This is a genomic window from Psychroserpens luteolus, from assembly GCF_021032705.1.
In the GTDB taxonomy this organism is placed as follows: domain Bacteria; phylum Bacteroidota; class Bacteroidia; order Flavobacteriales; family Flavobacteriaceae; genus Psychroserpens; species Psychroserpens luteolus.
The window spans coordinates 15,813-37,881 of the sequence record NZ_JAHVXI010000004.1; the positions used below are offsets into that span (position 1 = coordinate 15,813).

The 22,069-nt window shown below is 34.3% G+C and carries 16 protein-coding genes and 1 tRNA gene; 11 read left to right on the forward strand and 6 right to left on the reverse strand.

The features are described 5' to 3' along the window. The first annotated feature begins 148 nt into the window (after window positions 1-148). Window positions 149-223: transfer RNA gene (locus tag KWG70_RS11010), tRNA-Val, on the forward strand. A gap of 232 nt (window positions 224-455) precedes the next feature. Here the strand turns inward: KWG70_RS11010 and KWG70_RS11015 are convergent. Further along, complete coding sequence (locus KWG70_RS11015; protein WP_230936083.1) at window positions 456-1,721, reverse strand: UDP-N-acetylmuramoyl-tripeptide--D-alanyl-D-alanine ligase; 1,266 nt, start codon at window positions 1,719-1,721, stop codon at window positions 456-458. 68 nt (window positions 1,722-1,789) lie between these two features. Continuing rightward, window positions 1,790-3,472: a gliding motility lipoprotein GldJ gene (gene gldJ, locus KWG70_RS11020; protein ID WP_230936084.1), complete on the reverse strand. Its 1,683-nt coding sequence runs from the start codon at window positions 3,470-3,472 to the stop codon at window positions 1,790-1,792. Between the two features lie 251 nt (window positions 3,473-3,723). Between gldJ and porU the strand changes: the two genes are divergently transcribed. From porU to KWG70_RS11055, 7 genes are all read left to right on the forward strand, one after another. Next, window positions 3,724-7,566 carry a type IX secretion system sortase PorU gene (gene porU, locus KWG70_RS11025; RefSeq protein WP_230936085.1) on the forward strand — a complete coding sequence of 1,281 codons (3,843 nt, stop codon included), beginning with the start codon at window positions 3,724-3,726 and terminating at the stop codon, window positions 7,564-7,566. A 65-nt stretch (window positions 7,567-7,631) separates the two neighbouring features. Further along, window positions 7,632-8,861 carry a type IX secretion system outer membrane channel protein PorV gene (porV, locus tag KWG70_RS11030; protein ID WP_230936086.1) on the forward strand — a complete coding sequence of 410 codons (1,230 nt, stop codon included), beginning with the start codon at window positions 7,632-7,634 and terminating at the stop codon, window positions 8,859-8,861. 73 nt (window positions 8,862-8,934) lie between these two features. Continuing rightward, on the forward strand, window positions 8,935-9,417 hold the full coding sequence (gene cdd, locus KWG70_RS11035; RefSeq protein ID WP_230936087.1) for a cytidine deaminase: 483 nt from the start codon (window positions 8,935-8,937) through the stop codon (window positions 9,415-9,417). Between the two features lie 89 nt (window positions 9,418-9,506). Then, window positions 9,507-10,505: a pyruvate dehydrogenase (acetyl-transferring) E1 component subunit alpha gene (pdhA, locus tag KWG70_RS11040; RefSeq protein ID WP_230936088.1), complete on the forward strand. Its 999-nt coding sequence runs from the start codon at window positions 9,507-9,509 to the stop codon at window positions 10,503-10,505. Between the two features lie 3 nt (window positions 10,506-10,508). Next, window positions 10,509-12,137, forward strand: a complete 1,629-nt coding sequence (locus KWG70_RS11045) for a pyruvate dehydrogenase complex dihydrolipoamide acetyltransferase (RefSeq protein WP_230936089.1) — start codon at window positions 10,509-10,511, stop codon at window positions 12,135-12,137. Between the two features lie 90 nt (window positions 12,138-12,227). Then, entirely contained in the window at window positions 12,228-13,211 is a 984-nt protein-coding gene (locus tag KWG70_RS11050) for a M28 family peptidase (protein ID WP_230936090.1), read from the forward strand. Beyond that, a complete protein-coding gene (locus KWG70_RS11055) occupies window positions 13,204-13,887 on the forward strand; it encodes an SDR family NAD(P)-dependent oxidoreductase (RefSeq protein ID WP_230936091.1) in 684 nt (227 codons plus the stop codon). Before KWG70_RS11050 ends, KWG70_RS11055 begins: the two co-directional genes overlap by 8 nt. A gap of 9 nt (window positions 13,888-13,896) precedes the next feature. Here the strand turns inward: KWG70_RS11055 and KWG70_RS11060 are convergent, their stop codons facing one another. Then, window positions 13,897-14,316, reverse strand: a complete 420-nt coding sequence (locus KWG70_RS11060) for a hypothetical protein (protein ID WP_230936092.1) — start codon at window positions 14,314-14,316, stop codon at window positions 13,897-13,899. A gap of 59 nt (window positions 14,317-14,375) precedes the next feature. Then, window positions 14,376-15,263: a hypothetical protein gene (locus KWG70_RS11065; protein WP_230936093.1), complete on the reverse strand. Its 888-nt coding sequence runs from the start codon at window positions 15,261-15,263 to the stop codon at window positions 14,376-14,378. Between the two features lie 132 nt (window positions 15,264-15,395). On the opposite strand from KWG70_RS11065, the gene KWG70_RS11070 reads away from it, so the two are divergent. After that, a complete protein-coding gene (locus tag KWG70_RS11070; RefSeq protein ID WP_230936094.1) occupies window positions 15,396-16,265 on the forward strand; it encodes a DUF4349 domain-containing protein in 870 nt (289 codons plus the stop codon). A gap of 9 nt (window positions 16,266-16,274) precedes the next feature. Here the strand turns inward: KWG70_RS11070 and KWG70_RS11075 are convergent, their stop codons facing one another. Further along, window positions 16,275-16,664: a hypothetical protein gene (locus KWG70_RS11075; RefSeq protein ID WP_230936095.1), complete on the reverse strand. Its 390-nt coding sequence runs from the start codon at window positions 16,662-16,664 to the stop codon at window positions 16,275-16,277. Between the two features lie 217 nt (window positions 16,665-16,881). On the opposite strand from KWG70_RS11075, the gene KWG70_RS11080 reads away from it, so the two are divergent. Beyond that, on the forward strand, window positions 16,882-18,522 hold the full coding sequence (locus tag KWG70_RS11080; protein WP_230936096.1) for a CTP synthase: 1,641 nt from the start codon (window positions 16,882-16,884) through the stop codon (window positions 18,520-18,522). A gap of 70 nt (window positions 18,523-18,592) precedes the next feature. Next, window positions 18,593-20,503: a membrane protein insertase YidC gene (gene yidC / locus KWG70_RS11085; RefSeq protein WP_230936097.1), complete on the forward strand. Its 1,911-nt coding sequence runs from the start codon at window positions 18,593-18,595 to the stop codon at window positions 20,501-20,503. 127 nt (window positions 20,504-20,630) lie between these two features. Here yidC and KWG70_RS11090 read toward each other — a convergent pair whose 3' ends face one another. Next, window positions 20,631-22,046, reverse strand: a complete 1,416-nt coding sequence (locus tag KWG70_RS11090; RefSeq protein WP_230936098.1) for a fasciclin domain-containing protein — start codon at window positions 22,044-22,046, stop codon at window positions 20,631-20,633. Between the last annotated feature and the right edge of the window lie 23 nt (window positions 22,047-22,069).

Here is a 22,069-nt window from a genome sequence, read left to right on the forward strand (position 1 = left end):
ATAAGACTTAAAAATATCAAAATAAATTAGAACAGTATTATTAAGGCTATTTTTTTGGTATTTAATTGCTTAAAAAAATTATTTCATTTTTTTTCAAAAAAGCTTTTGGTAATTAAAAATCTAGACTATATTTGCAGTCCAATATTTAGGGCGCGTAGCTCAGTTGGTTCAGAGCACTTGGTTTACACCCAAGGGGTCAGGGGTTCGAATCCCTTCGCGCCCACATCACGCAGAAAATCCATACGAAAGTATGGATTTTTTTATTTCAACAAACTTAAATTCGAAATTTGAATGTTTGTAGAAATAAAAAAAGAAATACACTCGCATTTAGATTTTCTATTTGCAAAAGGGAAAGAATTAGGTATATGCAATCCCTTCGCGCCCACATCACGCAGAAAATCCATACTTCCATATGGACTTTTTTGTTTTATAAATTAACCATTTTGTCTGCAGCTTTAGAGTAAGTCTAAAACACGCTCCAAAGCCATGCCTCTTGAACCTTTTATTAAAAACATATTGCTTTTAAATTGAAACATTCCAAAGGCGCTTTTTAATGCTTCAAATGATTTAAAATACGAGGTGTTATTAGCTTTTGAATCTATAGCATAGAAATTTTCACCAACTAAGACGACATGTTTTAAATCGAGTTGATTTGCATAATCGGCAATAGTTTGATGCTCAATTTTGGCATCTTTACCTAATTCGAACATATCACCTAAAATAGCGACTTTGTTAACACCATCAAGTTGATTAAAATTGCTTAAAGCGGCAGTCATACTACTTGGATTTGCATTATAAGCGTCTAATATAATGTGATGACCATTTTTTTCAATGATTTGTGATCGATTATTATTTGGGATATACTGCTCAATTGCGGCTACTATATGCTCATCTGAAACTTTAAAATACTGGCCTATAGCTATAGCTGCACATACATTATTATAATTGTAAGCACCTGTGAGATATGTTTTAACAATATGGTTCTTAAATTTTAAGTTCACATAAGGCTGAGATTCCTGTAACTTGGTATCTGAACCAAATAATACTACTTTTTCATAGTCTCCAGCTTGTTTGACCTGTAAGGCGTCATCTTTATTGACAAAAATGGTTTTACGATGCGTTTTTAAATGATCGTATAATTCAGACTTCCCTTTAATCACACCTTGAATGCCTCCAAAACCTTCGAGATGAGCTTTTCCAAAGTTAGTTATAAGGCCATAGTCAGGTAGTGCAATATTTGTAAGAAATTCAATTTCTTTTTGATGATTTGCCCCCATTTCAACTATGCCTATTTCAGTTACATTAGTCATAGAGAGCAATGTTAATGGTACGCCTATATGGTTGTTCAAATTTCCAATCGTTGCTGTAGTATGGTATTTTTTTGAAAGGACACTATTTATAAGCTCTTTAGTTGTTGTTTTACCATTGCTTCCTGTAAGAGAAATAATAGGAATGTTTAAAGTTTTTCTATGTAGGGTTGCTATGTCCTGTAATGTCTTTAAAACATCATCTACTAATATATACTGATTGCCAAATTGAAATTCTTCCTCGTCAATAACTGCAAATAATGCTCCATTTTTGATAGCATTTTTAGCAAAGGTGTTACCGTTGAAATTATCACCTTTAAGAGCAAAAAACATGCAGCCTTTAGTAATTTTCCTCGTGTCTGTGCTAACAGTATTGCACTTTAAAAAATGCTGATAGATGGTGTCTATTGTCATAAAATAAATGTAATAAAAAAGTCCTAATCTTTACGACTAGGACTTTATTTTTATATCTAAAAAAATAATTAGTTTCTTTTCTTCTTTCCTTGAGATTTTGAACCAACTCTAGACATTGCACATCTAAATCCGATATAGTCGGTTGCCATATCTTGTGGGAAATATCTACGTTGAGCAGGATCAATCCAGTAAGCTCTATCTCTCCAAGAACCACCTTTGTAAACTCTAACTTCATCATTAATTAATGATGTTCTATCGTTAGATGTATCATATTCTTTAATAATAGCACCTGTAGAATCTTTTTCAACGTTGTGTCTTGGAGAATTATACATTTTTCGTGTATTATTCTCATCTGCTCCTTCGCCTTCTTCTTCGTCAAAACTATCAGCATATTGACGTGAAGATCTTACATCACCATCTCTAAAGTTTCTGTTATCACTCTTATCGAAGTTAGTTCTTAAGTATGTTTCATTTTCATCAACTGGAACCAAAGCAATTTCACCTGGAAGGTTTCTTGCAACAATTCTACCATTACTCAATGTATCGTAAACAATCTCTTCAGGAGTAATAATCTTAACAGTACCATCTTCGTTGATTGCATTCTTGTAATATACATTTCCTCTGGTATAGTTAAAGTCGTTAAATTCATCATCGACAATTGGTCGGTATACATCAGCTACCCATTCAGCAACATTTCCAGCCATATCGTATAAACCATAATCATTAGGTTGGTAAGACATTACTTGTGCTGTAATATCTGCACCATCATCAGACCATCCAGCAATTCCACCGTAATCTCCTTTTCCTTGTTTGAAATTGGCCATTTGATCACCTCTGGTTTTTCTTTTACCAGAACGTGTATATTGTCCATCCCAAGGGTATTTTTTACGACCTCGGTAAACATTATAACTTCTTAATTCACTTAAGCCTAATGCGGCATATTCCCATTCAGCCTCTGTAGGTAACCTGTAATCAGGTGAGAAAATACCAGACTCTCTACGAGCATATGTGTTAATAGTATCACCAGCAGCTGTAGTTTGTACTCTACGTCTAGATTTTTCTGGGTTAATGATTGAATCATTACCACCATATGTTTTGGTAGGAGCATTAATGTAAGTATCTACATTAAAATTACTTTCAGCAGAAGACGTTAAGTGCGAATCTCTTTCAAGATACCCAGCATTTTGTAAATCCATTTCTGCAACTCTATCTGTTCTCCAGCTAGCAAATTCAACTGCTTGAATCCAGCTAACACCTACAACTGGGTACTCTCCATAACCTGGATGACGTAAATAGTTTTCTGTCATCATTTCGGCGTAACCTAAACGGTTTCTCCATACTAGTGTATCTGGAAGTGCACCTTCGTATATAAGTCTATAGTTTTCTTCTTCTGGTGGGTAAGTTCTTTTTATCCAATCAAGGTATTCAGTATACATTTTGTTTGTTACCTCACTTTCATCCATATAAAAAGATTGAACGTGTTGTTGGTTTGGAGAATTGTTCCAATCATGCATAACATCATCTTGAACTTTTCCCATGGTAAAGGTACCACCTTCAATAAAAACTAATCCAGGACCAGTTTCTTGCTCTTCGAATTTGTCATTATATTGAAAACCACCATTTTTATCGTTGATTTTCCATCCCGTCGCTCTAGAAGTGTTCTTTGAAGTGTTTCTACTACAGCTAACAATTGTTAAGGATAGTACTAGGGCTAATAGTATCCTTAGATTTAAGACGTTTTTCATATCCATACTTTTTAAGTAAGCTAATTAAATTTTAGAGACGCAATATAGTAATTAAAGGTAAACTAACAACATTTTTTGCGAAAATCCTGCAAAAAAAGTTGCATTTCATCCTCTTTTTTGTACACAATAACGGATTTTTGGTCAGTTTATCGATGTATTTTGTCTTTAATAACGGTTGAATAAATCAATTATTGTTGTAATTTTGAATAAAAAATTGAGACTCTATAATATAGCGAGTTTATAGACGTTATTTGACTATGAAAAAATATTTACTTTTACTTTTAATATTAGCTTCATTTTTTGGTTATTCTCAACAAAAGCAATTTGATATCTCTTGGAATGAACCAATTACTTTAGAAACTGAAAATTCATCAATTGTAATTCCTAGTTTTGACAAAAAGCATTTAAGCTTTCTTAGAGATAGCGGCCTTGTGTTTTACGCTCAATGGGAAGAAACTTCTTATGTTAACAAAAATTCTGTTGAATTAAGTCAAGTTTCATATCAAAATATAAACGTTACAGAACTTAGAGATTTACCTTTATCTACAATACCAAGTAGTCCAAAGGTATCATTATATAATGCTGTAGATAGAAATAAGGTTTCGGCATATTTGGAAATAACACCAATAATTAACGATCGAGGCGTTTACAAAAAAATAACATCGTTTACTGTCACTTACCAATATGAAGCTTTAAATAGAAATGGTTTAAATAATCAAGAGATTACTAATTCTGTACTTAGCTCTGGCTCATGGCATAAGTTTTATGTTGATAAATCAGGTGTTTTTAGATTAACTAAGGGGTTTTTGAATTCGATAGGAGTTAATACAAATGTCGATCCTAGAACTATAAAGGTCTATGGAAACGGAGGAGCAATGTTACCTTTTCTAAATAGTGAGTTCTATCCTCTTGATCTAACTGAAAATGCCATAAGGTTTGTTGGTGAAGAAGATGGCGTATTTAATAACGACGATTATATTTTGTTTTATGCCGAAGGGCCCACAGAGTATAGTGAAGAAAGTGATACTAATATCAACGCATATACTGATCGATCTTATTATTTTATAAATACTGACGGTGCTTCTGGAAAACGCATTCAAGTATTAAATCAACCAGAAGATGAGCCAACTATTGAAGTCAATACGTTTCAAGACTATCAGTTTCATGAACTAGATGAAAATAGTATAGCTAAAATTGGTCGTCGCTGGTTTGGAGAGCGTTTTGATGTTGAAAATGAAAGAACGTTCAATTTTACGTTTCCAAATCTTGTAACTACCGAGCCTGCTAAAGTAAGGATTTTAACTGCTGGTGTTAGTGAAAATATACCTACTAATATGCAAATCGTATTAAATGGTAACTTAATAAGTACTCAGGGATTCAATCCTATTGATGACCCTGTACTGGCTTCTGGAAGTACTTTTGATGAAGATGTAAGTTTGACATCACAGGATGTTACTATAGACTTGATTTTTAACAATAATGGAAATCCTTCTGCAACGGCCTATTTAGATTATATTTCAATTGAAGCTACCCGAGGCCTTAACTTCGAGGGGACACAACTAATATTTAAAAATAATGAAGTGACTGTAAATCCTGGGATTGCTCAATATACATTGAGTAATGCAGGCAATGTTCAAGAAATTTGGGACATTACCGATAAATTTAATGTTCAAACTATTGTAAATTCAGATTCAAATCAAAACTTGAGCTTTAAAGATGTAGCGGGTTCAAGTAAAAAATATGTTACAGTTACGAATTTGGATTACTTTGAACCACTAAGAGATGCTAATACGTCGGTTAACAATCAAAATATTAAAGGAACTATTTTTCAGAATGCTCAAGGTGAATTTGAAGATATAGATTATATAATTGTTGCCAGAGCCAACTATCTTAATCAAGCAGAACGCTTAGCTCAAATTAATAGAGATCAATATAACTTAACTGTAAAAGTAGTTGAACTTGAAGCAATATTCACTGAGTTTAGTTCTGGAAATCAAGATATCGCTGCCATTAGAAATATGGTAAGATATGTCTACGAAAATGCAAGTAGCCCAAATAAAAGATTAAGGTATTTGTGTCTTTTTGGTGATGCATCTTATGATTACAAGGATAGAGTTTCAAATAATACTAACATTATACCTATCTGGAGTTCTTATCAAAGTTTTAATTTGACATCGTCATTTATTTCTGATGATTTCTTCGGAATGATGGATGAAGATGAAGGCGATTTGAATAGTGGTGATCGACTGGATATAGCGGTTGGGAGAATGCTTGCTGATACGCCTCAGCGTGCAAAAGAACTTGTTGATAAAGTAGAAGCCTATTATGCTGAAGAGGCTTTTGGAAGTTGGAGAAATAATTTTGTAACCATATCTGATGATGTTAATCTATCATGGGAGAAGATTTTACAGAATACTACTGATGAAATTGGAGATGAAGTAACTCAAGAAAAACCATTTATGAACGTTGTTAAAGTGCATACAGATGCATTTCAACAACAATCTACCGCTAGTGGAGAACGTTACCCTGAAGTTAATAAAACAATAAAAGATGCATTAGAAGTTGGTGCATTAGTTGTTAATTATTTTGGTCATGGTGGTGAAGACGGTTTGGCTGGAGAACGTATCTTTACTAAGGTTGACGCTCAAGACATAAAAAATGTATGCAAGTTTACTCTTTTTGTTACTGTAACCTGTGAATATACCAAATTTGACAACCCTCAAAGAGCAACTGCTGGAGAATTTACATATTGGAATAAAGAAGGAGGTGCTATCGCATTGATAACAACAACTCGACAGATTTTTGTGACAGCTGGTGTTGGTTATAATGTTGTTTTAGGTGAATATTTATTTAATTATGGTTCAAACGACTATCCAACAATGGCCGAAGCATTGCGACTTACAAAAAATGACCCAGCCTTAGCCGGGAATCCACAAAAAACTTTGGTATTCTATATTGGAGATCCCGCTATGAAATTAGCTTTTGCTAGACCTGAAGTAAGGTTAACACAAATAAATGATACACCTTTAGATCAATTTAACGAACCATTAAAGGCTTTAGATCGCGTAAAAATGTCTGGCGAGGTTTATGATACTGCTGGTAATTTTTTATCAAATTACAATGGTGTTTTAACGGCTACTGTTTTAGATAAACTAATCGACAGACAAACGTTAGGTAATGATGGTACTACTGATAATGGTCAACTCATCATATTAAATTTCAAAACCTTGGGCGAAACTATTTTTAAAGGTCAAGCAACAGTAACAGAAGGTCGATTTGATTTCGAATTTGTTGTGCCTAGAGATATTGGTATCCCTGTTGGCCCTGGGAAAGTAAGTTTTTATTCTAAACAGGATAATATTTTAGATGACAAGTCAGGATATAATTTTGACTTTGAAGTTGGAGGTATTAATGAGAATGCCGAAGAAGATAATATAGGTCCAGTAATCAATCTCTTTATGAATGATGAAAATTTTGTTTCTGGTGGAATTACTAATGAACAACCAACATTACTCGCTAAACTGCAAGATGATAACGGTATAAATACAGCTAGTGGTATTGGTCACGATATTACTGCAATAATTGATGGAGATGAAACCAATCCATTCGTGTTAAACGACTATTATCAAGCCGATGTTGATGACTATCAGCGTGGTACATTAAGTTATCCGTTTAGAGATTTAGAACCTGGATTACATACGCTCACATTAAAAGCTTGGGATGTGTATAACAATTCTTCTACAGCTGAAATAGAATTTTTAGTAAGAGATAAAGATGAAGAGCTAGTGATTAGTAACGTTTTAAATTACCCTAATCCGTTTATAGATTATACCGAATTTTGGTTCAATCACAATAGTTCAGATGTTCTAGACGTTTCAGTACAGATATTTACCGTGTCGGGAAAACTGGTAAGAACTCTAAATGGCCAAACAGCCGGAGGAAGTAAAGTAACCAGTTCTCTTTCAAAGGATATTGTATGGGACGGAAGAGACGATTTTGGTGATAAAATCGGAAAAGGTGTCTACGTATATAAACTAAAAGTGAGATCTAACCGTTTAAATAAACAAGTTGAAAAAATCGAAAAACTTGTCATACTATAATAAAGATTTATATTTGCCTAATATATTCAATGTAGAAATGCATTGATATGAACATGAAATTACAGATGAAAAAATACATTTTAGCCCTTATTACATTGTCGGTGTTTAACCTATCAAATGCCCAAGAAACGATTACATTTCCTAACCAGTCTACAGTAATTACGACTGGTGTTCCATTTATGCTCATTGCGCCAGATGCGCGTTCAGCAGGTATGGGAGATATAGGAGTCGCGACTTCGGTAGATGCATATTCACAACAATGGAATGCAGCGAAATACACATTTTCTGAAGCAAAATCAGGAATTGCAGTAAGTTATACACCTTACTTAAGTAAGTTAGTTAACGATATTTCTATCGCTTACCTTACCTATTTCAATAGAATTGATGATAGAAGCTCTTTTGGGTTCAGTTTTAAATACTTTGGTTTGGGTGAAATTGAAATTCGTCCAGACGAATTTTCTGAACCATTAATAGAAAAACCTAATGAGTTTACTGTAGACGCGTCTTACTCGTTGCGTCTAGCAGATCAGTTTGCAATGTCTGTTGCGTTACGATATTTACGATCAGATTTAAGAATTCAAGCTGTAGATGCTAATGCACAAGCTGCAGGATCATTTGGAGTAGATATCTCTGGATTCTATCAAAGTGAAGAAGAGGCTTACAATAACTTTAATGGTAGAACTCGTTTAGGTTTTGCTATTCAAAATTTAGGTCCGAAAATTAAGTATGATGATGGCGGAAGAGAAAATTTCTTACCAACCAACCTACGAATTGGAGCTGGTTTTGATTTTATCTTTGACGAGTATAATAAATTAGGAATTACTGCCGAAGTGACTAAACTTTTAGTACCAACACCACCTTTATTTGGTTTTGTAGATACTAACGGTGACGGTGAACAAACGTCGGATGATGCTTCTACTCCTGATGTTGATGAAAGCGAACCAACAATTATTACTGGAGGACAATCTAATGATGTGAGTTTCTTATCTGGAGTGTTCCAATCGTTTGGAGATGCACCAGGAGGGTTTAGTGAAGAGCTTAAAGAATTTACTTGGGCTTTAGGAGCAGAATACTTATATCAAGAGTCCTTTGCTTTTAGAGCAGGTTACTTTAATGAAAGTGACGAAAAAGGAGCGAGAAAATTCTTTGCACTAGGTGCAGGATTTAAATACACAACAATTAATATCGACTTATCTTATTTGTTCTCTGCATCGAAAGTACAGAGCCCACTAGAGAATACTCTACGTTTTTCTCTAACATTTAATTTTGGAGATGGAACATATGACGAATATTAGTCGATGATATAATTCGAATTTAAAACTATTGTTTCTCAAAAAGCAATAGTTTTTTTGTCTAATACTGTTTGTAATGAAAGAAGTAAAAATAGAGTCTACGTTGACAGTTTTTGAAAGTTTTGATGAATTGCCAAAAGATGTTGTTAGCTTAATGAACAAAGCATCAGAAGCAAGACTCAAAGCCTATGCGCCTTATTCAAAATTTTTAGTAGGCGCAGCTATTTTATTAGACAATGGAGAAGTGATTACTGGTAATAATCAAGAAAATGCGTCATATCCTTCTGGCTTATGTGCCGAACGTACTGCAATATACTATGCTGGAGCTCAATTTCCTGAAGCCAAAATTGTGAAGATGGCACTTACGGCTGGCTCGCAAATGCAGCAAACAGTATCGCCTATACCTCCCTGTGGAGCTTGTAGACAAGCTATTGCCGAATATGAGGTGAAGCAAGAAGCACCTATTGAGATCTACTTTATGGGTGAAACAGGAAAGATTGTAAAATCTACATCACTAGCTAATTTATTACCACTCGGATTCGATAGAAGTTTTCTATAACGTTTTCGTAATAAATTTACGATTTTCGGTTTTTTCATTACTAACTAAAGTGTTACTTTTGTTATTCGTTTAAATAATTAACGCCAACAATGCAAAAAATCACAAAAGAAGTTTACCTTAAATGGTATGAGGATATGTTGTTCTGGAGAAAGTTTGAAGACAAACTTGCTGCAGTTTATATTCAACAAAAAGTAAGAGGATTTCTTCACCTATATAATGGTCAGGAAGCAGTACTAGCAGGTGCGCTTCATGCAATGGATCTGACTAAAGATAAAATGATTACTGCATACAGAAATCACGTACAGCCTATTGGTATGGGAGTTGATCCCAAACGTGTTATGGCTGAGCTATACGGTAAAGCTACAGGAACATCAAATGGATTAGGTGGTTCTATGCATATTTTTTCTAAAGAACATCGATTTTATGGTGGTCATGGTATTGTTGGTGGTCAAATTCCTTTAGGAGCAGGAATTGCATTTGGGGATAAATATCACGATGTTGACGCTGTTACCATTTGTTGCTTTGGAGATGGAGCTGCAAGACAGGGATCTCTTCATGAAACATTTAATTTAGCTATGCTATGGAATTTGCCTGTTGTTTTCGTTTGTGAAAATAATGGTTATGCTATGGGAACTTCTGTTGAGCGTACTGCAAATCACACCGATATCTGGAAGTTAGGTCTTGGTTATGAAATGCCTTCTGGGCCAGTTGATGGCATGAACCCAATTAAGGTTGCTGAGGCTTTTGATGAAGCTATTACAAGAGCAAGAACAGGTGGAGGCCCAACATTTTTAGAAGTGAAAACGTATCGCTATAGAGGGCATTCAATGTCTGATGCACAACACTACAGAACGAAAGAAGAAGTCGAAGAATACAAGAAAATAGATCCAATTACTCAGGTAAAAGATATTATTCTAGATAAAAAATACGCAACAGAGGATGAGATAAAAGTTATCGATAAGCGTGTTAAAGATTTGGTGAAAGAATGTGAGACATTTGCTGAAGAATCGCCATATCCTGAAAAGAACGTCATGTATGACGCTGTCTACGAACAAGAAGATTATCCATTTATACAACACAAATTATAAGCTATGGCAGAAGTAATTAACATGCCTCGTTTGAGCGACACCATGGAAGAAGGAACTGTCGCTGCTTGGTTGAAAAAAGTAGGAGACAAGGTTGAAGAAGGTGATATTTTAGCTGAAATTGAAACCGATAAGGCAACCATGGAGTTTGAGTCATTCAATGAAGGAACGTTATTGCATATTGGAATTCAAGAAGGTGAAACCGCTAAAGTAGATACGCTTTTAGCTATTATTGGAGATGAAGGTGAAGATATCTCTGGACTGTTAAATGGAAAAACACCCGAAACTCCTGAATTGGAAGCTTCCGAAGAAACAAAAGCATTACCAGAAATTAAAGCGGAAACAAAAGAAGTTGCTTCTGAAACTCAAGACATACCTGAAGGTGTGATTGTGGTTACTATGCCTCGTTTGAGTGATACTATGGAAGAGGGGACTGTTGCAACGTGGTTGAAAAAAGTTGGAGAAGAGGTTGAAGAAGGAGATATTCTTGCTGAAATTGAAACTGATAAAGCTACTATGGAGTTTGAATCATTTCAGTCTGGTACCTTATTACATATTGGCTTAGAAGAAGGAGAGTCTGCAAAAGTAGATGCTTTATTAGCTATAATTGGACCTGCAGGAACAGACGTTTCTAGTGTAGCTAAAAACTTTAAAGTTGTAGGAGCCACTTCCGAAGCAAAACAAGAAGAAACGCCTAAAAAGGAATCCAAACCTGCGGAAGCTTTAAAATCAGAACCCCAAAAAGAAACACCTAGAACGACTACTAATAGTAGTTCACCAAATGGTAGAGTGTTTGTGTCGCCATTAGCTAAGAAAATGGCTGAAGAAAAAGGAATCAACTTATCTCAAGTTAATGGTACTGGAGAAAATGGTAGAATCATAAAACGTGATATTGAGAACTTCACACCAGCAGCGCAAGGAGCTATGGTAGGTAAATTTGTACCAACTGGTCAAGAAGATTTTGATGAGGTACCAAATTCTAATATGCGTAAAGCTATTGCTAAAAACTTAGCGAAATCTAAATTCTCTGCACCACATTACTACTTAAATGTGGAGTTTGATATGGAAAATGCTATAGCATTCCGAGCTCAGTACAATTCATTACCTGATACCAAAATATCATATAATGATATGATCGTTAAAGCTTGCGCTTTAGCTTTAAAACAGCATCCTCAAGTTAATTCACAATGGTTTGATGATAGAATGCAATTAAATAATCATGTACATATTGGTGTAGCTGTTGCAGTACCAGATGGATTAGTAGTGCCTGTAGTGCGTTTTGCAAATGAACAAAGCTTACCACAAATTGGAGCAGCTGTGAAAGATTATGCTGGTAGAGCTAGAAATAAGAAATTAACTCTAGATGAAATGGAAGGTAGTACCTTTACGATTTCTAACTTAGGAATGTTTGGTATTGAAAGTTTTACATCTATTATTAATCAACCAAATTCAGCTATTTTATCAGTAGGAGCTATAGTATCTAAACCTGTGGTTAAAAACGGACAAGTAGTTGCTGGAAATACAATGAAATTAACCATGGCTTGTGATCACAGAACTGTAGATGGCGCCACTGGAGCACAATTCTTACAAACATTAAAAGGTTATATCGAGAACCCAATAACAATGTTAGTATAATTGCATGTTTGTAATATATAATATAAAAGCCTGTTTCATTTTTTTGAATCAGGTTTTTTTTATCTTTAAACCTCACTTAAAATATATCAAATGAATAAAATTATTACATCTTTAGTCGCATGTTTGTTTTTGCTTTCGTGCAGTGCAAAATTAAAAGGTAGAGATGGTCAATCTGGAAAAGATGGACAAACACCTGAGATAATTACAATATCTAAAGATGATGTAAAAAAGAGTATGGAGTATTTAGCTTCAGATGAACTAGGTGGTAGAGCAACAGGAAGTGAAGGTAGCGAGAAAGCTGCCACTTTTATCGAAAATTTCTTCAAGAAGAATGGTATACAACCTTATTTTGAATCGTATCGTGATTCATTTCAACTTGGGAATGTTACAGGATACAATGTCGTTGGAATGATTGAAGGAAATGACCCAAATTTGAAAGATGAATTTATCATATTGGGAGGCCATTACGATCATATAGGTAAAGGTAAAGTTGTTGATGGTGATAGTATAGCTAATGGAGCTAATGATGATGCTTCAGGTACCATTGCTGCTATGGAATTTGGTCGTTATTTTTCAAAATCTAAAAGTAATAAGCGTAGCATTTTAATTACATTATATGATGCAGAAGAAATGGGTCTAAAAGGCTCGGCACACCTAGCAAAGCGTTTGAAAGAAAATGGAATGAAAGCCTATACAATGATAAATTTTGAAATGATTGGTGTTCCAAGAGAAGATGGAAAGTCTATGTCGTATATGAGCGGTTATGATCGTTCTAACTTTGCACCAACTTTAAATAAATATGCAGGTGAAGAGATTGTAGGCTTTTTTCCGAAGGCAAAAGACTTTAATTTATTTATGAGATCAGACAATTTTCCGTTTTTTAAAGAATTAAATATGCCTGCACATGCCATTTCTACATTTGATTTTACAAATTTTGATTATTATCACCACGTAGATGATGAGGCTGATAAAATGGATTACGAGCATATGGCTAACTTCATAAATAAAATGATTCCTGCTCTTGAAGGCATGATGAATGCACCAACTAAAGAAGTCCTTTTAAACGATGAGTAAAAATATAATCATTACGGGAACAAGTCGTGGTATTGGCTTTGAATTGGTCCATTTGTTTGCAAACCAAGGGCATAATGTGTTAGCATTATCTAGAAATGCACAACCCGTAAATAATCTACATTTTGATAATATTTCGTCTTTTGCTTTTGATTTATGTGAAGCAGATGATTACCAAAAAGTAGAGCAATTTATTGTCAATGAGTTTAAACATGTGGATATACTCATTAACAATGCTGGAATGTTGCTCAATAAGCCATTTGCTGAAACGACGTTTAAAGATTTTTCGAAGGTCTATGAAACAAATGTATTTGGTGTTTCTGAGCTCACGCGAATTGTATTACCCTACATGAAAACGGATGGACACATTGTTACAATCAGTAGTATGGGAGGCATTCAGGGAAGTATGAAGTTCCCAGGACTAGCAGCCTATAGTTCTAGTAAAGGAGCAGTGATTACCTTAACAGAGTTATTGGCCGAAGAATACAAAGAAACTGGTCCTCAATTTAATGTGTTGGCTTTAGGTGCTGTGCAAACCGAAATGCTAAAAGAAGCTTTCCCAGATTATCAGGCACCAACCACAGCTTTAGAAATGGCTGAGTATATTTACGACTTTGCACTCAACGGAAATAAATACTACAACGGGAAGGTGTTACAGGTGTCTAATTCGACGCCTTGATTGATTTTTCTAATTACTATTAAATTTCAAAAACGTGACCTTTTTTATTATCACAGCCTCTGCGTATTGCGTATAGTCTGACCTGCTGCTTACTCTGGTTAGAACCGAATCTTTAAAAGTTACTGTATTTGTATGAACTGTAAAGCCTAAAGTAAATAACTCTAAGCTATCTCCTTCAATTCTAGTACCTCCAATTTGATGTATATCTGAAATGGTAAATGCTCTAGGATAGTTAGATAAAGTTAAACTATCTGAAGTGAAACTTAAGAGTTGAGCATTAATCTCGCTTTCAAATTCAGGGTGTTCTTGTTTAAGTTTAATGAGTTCGACATATTCATTTAATTTCTGCGTACTTATTCTCAATAAAGATTCTGGTGCAACTTCAAGTTCAATGTCAGCGGTAGCCTCCATTTCTTTGCCTGCAAACATTTGATTATCATTTTTACATGATATAATCAAGGCCAAGAACACTATGTATATTATCTTTTTCAATCTATTATAAAATGTAATGTTATGATTTGATTTTTATCGTAATCAAAATCTTTATTCAATATTCTTATTCGGTCTAATGATGAAGTAGGTATTGTTAAAAGTCTAACAAATTCTTTCTTTGAATAAATCTCTACTCCCATATTCTTATGATAATGTCTATAAATTCTTGCATCATCATGAATGATATGTTCTATCTTTTGCTTATGACTTGACCAGTCTTTTACATTTCCACTGGTATAATACTTTAAAATTAACGCATAATTATCACTTTTAAGTTTTATCCTGTAATGCTCATTTCTGTCAATAGATCTAATGATAGTATCTGTTTTATAATATGGAGAAGATACGACAAATGTAATCTTATCTTTTTCGGTTTTGTAATTAAAACATCCAACACTATCCGTTTTAAAATATAAAGGCGATTGATTATCCTGAAGTATTTTGATATCCAATTCAGACACAATTTTTGTATTTAGATCATCTTGAAAGCAAAACGTAAATTCATTTTTCGAATTCATGGTCACTATAAATATAATCGCTATTGGAATGAAAATAGCTGGCCATGGAAATATTCGCTTCTTTTTATTTTTTTCTTCGGAACTATGAGCAGATTTAAACGCGTTCCAATTGTCATAACCAACATAACTACTCAGTAAATTGAGCATGTCAATTCGTGGCAATTTTGATGCTTCATTTTTAAAATAAGTGTAAAACCATTTTTCACTCACTTTAGCTTTTACTTCTGAAAACAAATCCTCCTGAAACAATCCAATATCATCACCATTCCATTGCTTAACATCTGAAGATGCACTATGACGTTCTAAAAATTTAGAGATTACTGCCGATTTCAGCTTATTGAATTGATATGTGTCTTTAGAATTCAAATAGATGTAGTTGTCTTATTTTTAAGTGTTTGTAAATTGTAAATTAATTTACAAATGGTTTACAAGAGCTTTACAAGCTTCAAGTGTTCTCGCACACTAGATTTGTTTCATAATCATTAAAAATATAAAATTATGAATGTAATCTTAGTGAAATCAAAAATTAAATTTCTTATTCTTTTTGTGCTACTGTTTTTTTGTGTGGCTTGCTCTATGGATAGCCAATATAAAGAGAGTGTACCAGTAACTACAGCTGATATTGATGAAGATTATGAAGCCGTTTATGACGACAATGACAAGGCGCTAAAATCTGAAGTTGGAATGAATCAGGTGCCAGCCGATCTAAAAATCATCAAATCGGCAAATGCACGATATAAAGTAGAGGATGTTAAAATAACAACAAGAAAAATAAAGCGCATCGCTCAAAAATATGGTGCTTATATTTCCGATTTGCGGTTTGAGAATAATCTGTATCAAAAAGAAAATAGGTTCACCATTAAAATTCCACAACAACATTTTGATGCTATGATGGATTCTATCGGTTTTATGGTAGAATTTGTAGAGTACGAAAACATCACTACAAAAGATGTAACCGAAGAATATATAGATATTCAAACGCGATTAGAAACCAAAAAAGAGGTGAAATCACGCTATGAATCAATTTTGAGAGAAAGTGCCATTACTGTTGAAGATATTCTAGCCACAGAAGATAAACTGCGTATCATTCAAGAAGAAATCGAATCGGCTCAAGGACGCTTAAAGTATTTAACAAATAAGGTATCCTATAGTACGATTCAAATTGATTTGTATGAAACCGTCGAATATACTGAAGAACCAGAAAGCTACTCTAAAACCTTTTTTGCTAAAGGAAAAGAAGGTTTGAGCAATGGTTGGACTATTATAGAAAGTTTTATTCTTGGATTAATCTATGTATGGCCATTGGTAATTATTGGTGTGATTGTGTATTTTGTAGTTAAGAAGAAAATTAAAAATAGAAAAGCTTAATATATTTAATTACTCACAAATATTGGTTTTCTCAACCCAAGGGTTAACAAATAAACGTTCTTGACCTAAGATGGTCGTTTTATATGGTTCTGGAAAAACTAAATAAAACTGGCCATCTTTTTGAGTATATCTAAATTTTAATTGTGTACAATATGTCCCTTTTCCGTGATTTATAAGCATCGTAATACTATCATCTTTTATGGTAATATTCTTAGCAGATTGAACCAAAAAGAAATTAATTTCAATATCTGAAGAAATAGGCCTGTCACTATACTTGTCTAAATCATTTAATTCTACCATGTCGTTTACAACGGCCTTAATCCAGTTGTCTAAATTTTGTTCTTGCTTGACTTGAAAACTTGAGATGGTAATAAGACATAAAGTGATGAGGTGTTTCATTGGCTTAGGCTTTAAAATTAGTTGTCAATTGTTACTGATATTAATGACTTATATCAAGTGTTAAACGAAGGTCGTCTATTTTTTTAATAAATCCAATACTGAGATTAAGTATATCTTGTTCATAGTCAGTGATTTTGACTGTTAATAATTAAACCCTATAACTATACAACAATAACTATTTAAATTTTGTAAATTTGCCTGCGTTTAACAACGCAACATGACAACTACTACGAAATACATCTTTGTAACTGGAGGCGTTACCTCTTCACTAGGTAAAGGTATTATTGCTGCATCCTTGGCAAAACTACTCCAAGCACAAGGTTATCGAACCACGATTCAAAAACTAGACCCTTACATTAACGTAGATCCCGGAACTTTAAATCCTTATGAGCATGGTGAATGTTATGTCACAGACGATGGTGCCGAAACGGACCTTGATCTTGGACATTATGAGCGTTTTTTAAATGTACCAACAAGTCAGTCTAATAATGTCACAACTGGTCGTATCTATCAAAGTGTGATCGAAAAGGAACGTCGTGGAGAATTTCTTGGAAAAACAGTTCAGGTGATTCCGCATATCACTGATGAAATTAAACATCGTGTACAAATTTTAGGAAAATCTGGCGATTATGATATCGTTATTACCGAAATAGGTGGAACTGTTGGTGATATTGAGTCACTACCTTATGTAGAAGCTGTACGTCAATTAAAGTGGGAGCTAGGTGAGAATAACGCGATTGTGATTCATTTAACTTTAGTGCCTTATTTGTCTGCTGCAGGTGAATTAAAAACAAAGCCAACACAACACAGTGTAAAAACCTTAATGGAAAGTGGAGTGATGGCCGATGTCTTGGTATGTCGAACAGAACACGAACTACCAACAGATTTGCGTCACAAACTTGCTAAATTTTGCAACGTACGTCCAGAAGCGGTGATTCAATCTATAGATGCTTCAACTATTTACGACGTGCCTAATTTGATGCTAGACGAAGGTTTGGATAAAGTAGTGCTTAAAAAACTAGCATTAGATAGTTCACTACCAGACCTTACGCAATGGAATCAGTTTTTAATTCGTCACAAAAACCCAATAGGAGAAGTCACTATCGGACTTATAGGAAAGTATGTAGAACTCCAAGATTCGTATAAATCTATATTGGAAGCCTTTATTCATGCAGGTGCTGAAAATGAGGTGAAAGTAAAAATAGAATCGATACACTCTGAACATTTAACAGCAGACAATGCTGCCGATAAACTTAAACACCTTCATGGTGTACTTGTTGCTCCTGGTTTTGGAGAGCGAGGAATCGAAGGGAAAATAGATGCCGTAAAATATGTGAGAGAACATAATATTCCGTTTTTAGGAATTTGTTTAGGTATGCAAATGGCAGTTATTGAATATTCTAGAAATGTACTCGGATTAGACGATGCAAATTCTACTGAAATGAATGAAGACACATCTAATCCAGTCATTGATTTGATGGAATCACAAAAAACAATCACAGACAAAGGTGGAACCATGCGTTTAGGTGCATGGGATTGTGAGTTGTTGGATGGTAGTATTTCAAAAGACATATACCAAACCAATGCAATTAAAGAACGCCACAGACATCGTTACGAATTTAATAACGATTATAAAGCGCAAATTGAAGCTGCAGGAATGAAAGCAACAGGACTAAATCCTGAAACGGGATTAGTTGAGATTGTTGAAATTCCATCACATAACTGGTTTGTTGGTGTACAATACCATCCAGAATATAAAAGTACAGTTGCTAATCCGCACCCACTGTTTGTGGCTTTTGTAAAAGCAGCTTTAAATTTCAAAACAAATAATAATAGTGTCAGTATGGCACAAAACTAATACTTGGATAGCTTTTTGATATTGAGGAAGCATCCTCTCCCTAACCAATCGGAGAAACTAAATTATACTCATGGAAGAAAAAAAATTTGATCTCAACTCCATTATAGGATTCGTTCTTATCTTCGGAATTTTACTCTATATGATGTGGCAACAAAAGCCCACTCCTGAAGAATTAGAAGAACAAGAGAAACAAGCACAAATTGAAGCTGATAAAAAAGAGGACGTTGAAACAGCTAAAGATTCAACTAAAGTAACTACTGCTGAAGATTTTTCAGCTGTACAACCAGGAGACTCTACACGACTAGCCGATTTAAAAAATAAATTAGGCGCTTTTGCTTATTCATCAACTTTACCATCAGCAACAGATGCGTATACAACGGTTCAAACTGATGTGCTGGATTTAAAGTTTAGTAACAAAGGAGGATTTCTTTCCGAAGTTGTATTAAAAGAGTTTGTAGATTATGACTCTATTCCAATCGCGTTAATTCAAGACGGAAATACATCCTTCAATATCAATTTCCAAACATCTGATAATAGAATCTTAAATACTGAAGATAAATATTTTCAACCTACAGTAACCAAGAATGGTGAAAATACAGTAGTCTCTATGAGATTTAAAGCGTCTGAATCTCAATTTCTAGAGTATCGCTATGAGTTAAAGCCTGATAACTATATGATCGATTTTTCAATTCGTTCTGAAGGATTGAGTAATGTGATTAATAGTTCTCAAGAGATTAATTTAGATTGGTCTTTAAAGGCGTTTCGTCATGACCAGAGTATTACGTATGAAAATCGTTACACGCGATTAACATATATGCATGAAGAGGATAAAATTGATAAATTAGCCCAAATGAGTGATGATGAAGAACTCATTACAGATGCACGTTGGTTATCGTATAGACAGCACTTCTTTAGTTCTATTCTTGTTACTGATAAACCTTTTAAAAATGCAACTATTGCGACTAAAGATCTTGTGCAAGATGAAGAAGTTGATACTGTATTTACAAAGGAGTTTTCATCCAAACTGCCATTAACATTTACAAATGGTGATGCAAATAACAACTTTCAATTATACTTTGGACCTACAGATAGTAAGGTGTTAAAACAATATGATTATGATCTGGAAGAAAGTATACCATTTGGTTGGGGAATTTTTGGATGGATCAATAAAGCATTGTTCATTCCATTATTTGCATTCTTAAGTGGTTTCTTACCTTATGGTATAGCTATTATTGTTATGACTGTTCTCATTAAATTAATGATGTCATTTGTACAGTACAAGCAATTCTTATCACAAGCTAAAATGAAGGTATTAAAACCCGAATTGGATGCGATTAGAGCAAAGTATAAGGATAACAAAATGAAGGCGCAACAAGAGACAATGGCACTTCAAAACAAGGCAGGTGCAAGTCCGTTAGCTGGATGTTTACCAGGTTTGATTCAATTACCAGTGTTTTATGCCTTATTCATGTTTTTCCCAACAGCGTTTGATTTACGTCAAAAAAGCTTCCTTTGGGCAGATGATTTATCATCTTATGATGCGATAGCTGAACTACCTTTTAATATACCATTCTATGGAGATCATGTGAGTTTGTTTCCAATTTTAGCAGCAATCGCCATTTTCTTTTATATGAAGATGACTACTGGTCAGCAAATGGCATCTCAACCTACGCAAGAAGGTATGCCAGATATGAGTAAGATGATGAAGTATATGATTTATTTTTCACCAATATTAATGTTGGTGTTCTTTAACCAGTATGCTTCTGGATTAAGTTTGTATTATTTTATTTCTAACTTAATTAGTATCGGAATTATGCTAGTGATCAAAAACTACATTTTAGATGAGGATAAGATCCATGCACAAATTCAAGTGAATAAAGCGAAACCTAAAAAGCAGAATAAATTTCAGAAGCGAATGGCAGATATGATGGAACAGGCAGAGCAGCAAAAGCAGGCGCAACAGAAAAGGAAGAAAAAGTAATTAATTAGACACTATATTTTATAAATAAAAAGAGCCTTTAGATTATTCTAAAGGCTCTTTTCGCTAAGTTCATATAAATTACATTATGCTATTAATCAATTCCCAATGAACTTATCTTTTATGTGAATTATTCATCTGCAGGTAACATTACTTTATTTAGTACATGAATGACACCATTTCCGGCTTGAACATCAACGGCTACAATTCCAATATCAGAATTTCCAGCACCATCGGTAACATCTGCAATATTATCTCCCGTTCCTGGCAAGTTTATCGTAATGGCTTGACCATTTAACATTGATGGAGAAATACCATCAGTTAAATCACCCGACTGTACATTAGCATCTCCTAATACGTGGTGTAGTAATACTTGCGTTAATACATCTTCTGCTGGAATAGCAGCTAAGGCATCGAAAGCATCGTTAGTTGGTGCAAATACTGTAAAAGGCGCAGGGCTTGTTCCATTTGCCGTAGATAAGGTAGCTACAAAATCTGTTGCAGGTGTTAATGTTGTTAATGCAGTCACTAATGTTGAAAAATTCGGATCTGCAGTTGCTAAAGTCACTATCGAAGGAATATCAATTACAGCATCTACAGCGTGAATGATTCCATTTGTTCCAATAACATCTGCTTGAGCAACAGAAGACACACCATTAAATCTTACACCATCACTAGTATTGTAGTATAAACTTAAGTTATTATCATTTGGCCCTGTTGCGTTTGTATTTGCATAACCTGCTCCACCAGCTATTAATGTGCTTGAAGCTACATTTCCTGTAACCACATGGTTTAATAATATATTAGCTAAAGCATCGGTTGGTACATCTCCAAGAGGTGTTCCGTCTAAAAACGTAGCAAATGCTGCGTCATCTGGAGCCAATACAGTAAAAGGTCCAGCGCCACTTAAAACATCAACTAGGTTCCCATCTGCAGCTCCTAAAGCAGCAACTAGATTGCTAAACCCTGGATTAGCTAAGGCGTGATCTACAATACTTGGTAAGCCTATTACAGCATCTACAATGTGAATTGTTCCATTTGAAGCATCAATATCTGCACCATCTGCAGTTACTGAAGAAACTCCATTAAATTCTACACCACTAGAGGTGTTAAAATAGATACTCATATTTCGTCCATCTGCGCCTAGAGCATTCGTACTTGTATATCCAGCGCCTAATCCAACAAGGTCAGAAGCAGTTAAATCCGCAGAAATTACATGATTCAATAAAATTTGAGATAATACGTCTGTTGGTACATCACTTAATTGAGAAAACCCGTTAGCGCTCAAAAAAGTTGCAAAAGCGTCATTTGTAGGAGCTAAAACTGTAAATGGACCACTACCACTTAATACGTTTACTAAATCTCCATCTGCCACTTGTAAAGCTGCTACTAAACTTGTTAAGTCAGAATTTCCAAGGGCAATTTCCACAATGTTCATCGGTTGTGGCGTCATTATTGTATTGTCATCGTCATCACTGCATGATGTGAATACCAAAGCCAATAAAAATAAAGGTAAAATTTTGAATGTTTTTGAAATAATTTTCATTTTTTTGAGTTTTTGTTGTTCAA

Coding starts and splice junctions, on each gene's coding strand:
- KWG70_RS11015 (WP_230936083.1), bottom strand. CDS start 1,721: ATGACAATAGACACCATCTATCAGCATTTTTTAAAGTGCAATACTGTT.
- gldJ (WP_230936084.1), bottom strand. CDS start 3,472: ATGGATATGAAAAACGTCTTAAATCTAAGGATACTATTAGCCCTAGTA.
- porU (WP_230936085.1), top strand. CDS start 3,724: ATGAAAAAATATTTACTTTTACTTTTAATATTAGCTTCATTTTTTGGT.
- porV (WP_230936086.1), top strand. CDS start 7,632: ATGAAAAAATACATTTTAGCCCTTATTACATTGTCGGTGTTTAACCTA.
- cdd (WP_230936087.1), top strand. CDS start 8,935: ATGAAAGAAGTAAAAATAGAGTCTACGTTGACAGTTTTTGAAAGTTTT.
- pdhA (WP_230936088.1), top strand. CDS start 9,507: ATGCAAAAAATCACAAAAGAAGTTTACCTTAAATGGTATGAGGATATG.
- KWG70_RS11045 (WP_230936089.1), top strand. CDS start 10,509: ATGGCAGAAGTAATTAACATGCCTCGTTTGAGCGACACCATGGAAGAA.
- KWG70_RS11050 (WP_230936090.1), top strand. CDS start 12,228: ATGAATAAAATTATTACATCTTTAGTCGCATGTTTGTTTTTGCTTTCG.
- KWG70_RS11055 (WP_230936091.1), top strand. CDS start 13,204: ATGAGTAAAAATATAATCATTACGGGAACAAGTCGTGGTATTGGCTTT.
- KWG70_RS11060 (WP_230936092.1), bottom strand. CDS start 14,316: ATGTTTGCAGGCAAAGAAATGGAGGCTACCGCTGACATTGAACTTGAA.
- KWG70_RS11070 (WP_230936094.1), top strand. CDS start 15,396: ATGAATGTAATCTTAGTGAAATCAAAAATTAAATTTCTTATTCTTTTT.
- KWG70_RS11075 (WP_230936095.1), bottom strand. CDS start 16,664: ATGAAACACCTCATCACTTTATGTCTTATTACCATCTCAAGTTTTCAA.
- KWG70_RS11080 (WP_230936096.1), top strand. CDS start 16,882: ATGACAACTACTACGAAATACATCTTTGTAACTGGAGGCGTTACCTCT.
- yidC (WP_230936097.1), top strand. CDS start 18,593: ATGGAAGAAAAAAAATTTGATCTCAACTCCATTATAGGATTCGTTCTT.
- KWG70_RS11090 (WP_230936098.1), bottom strand. CDS start 22,046: ATGAAAATTATTTCAAAAACATTCAAAATTTTACCTTTATTTTTATTG.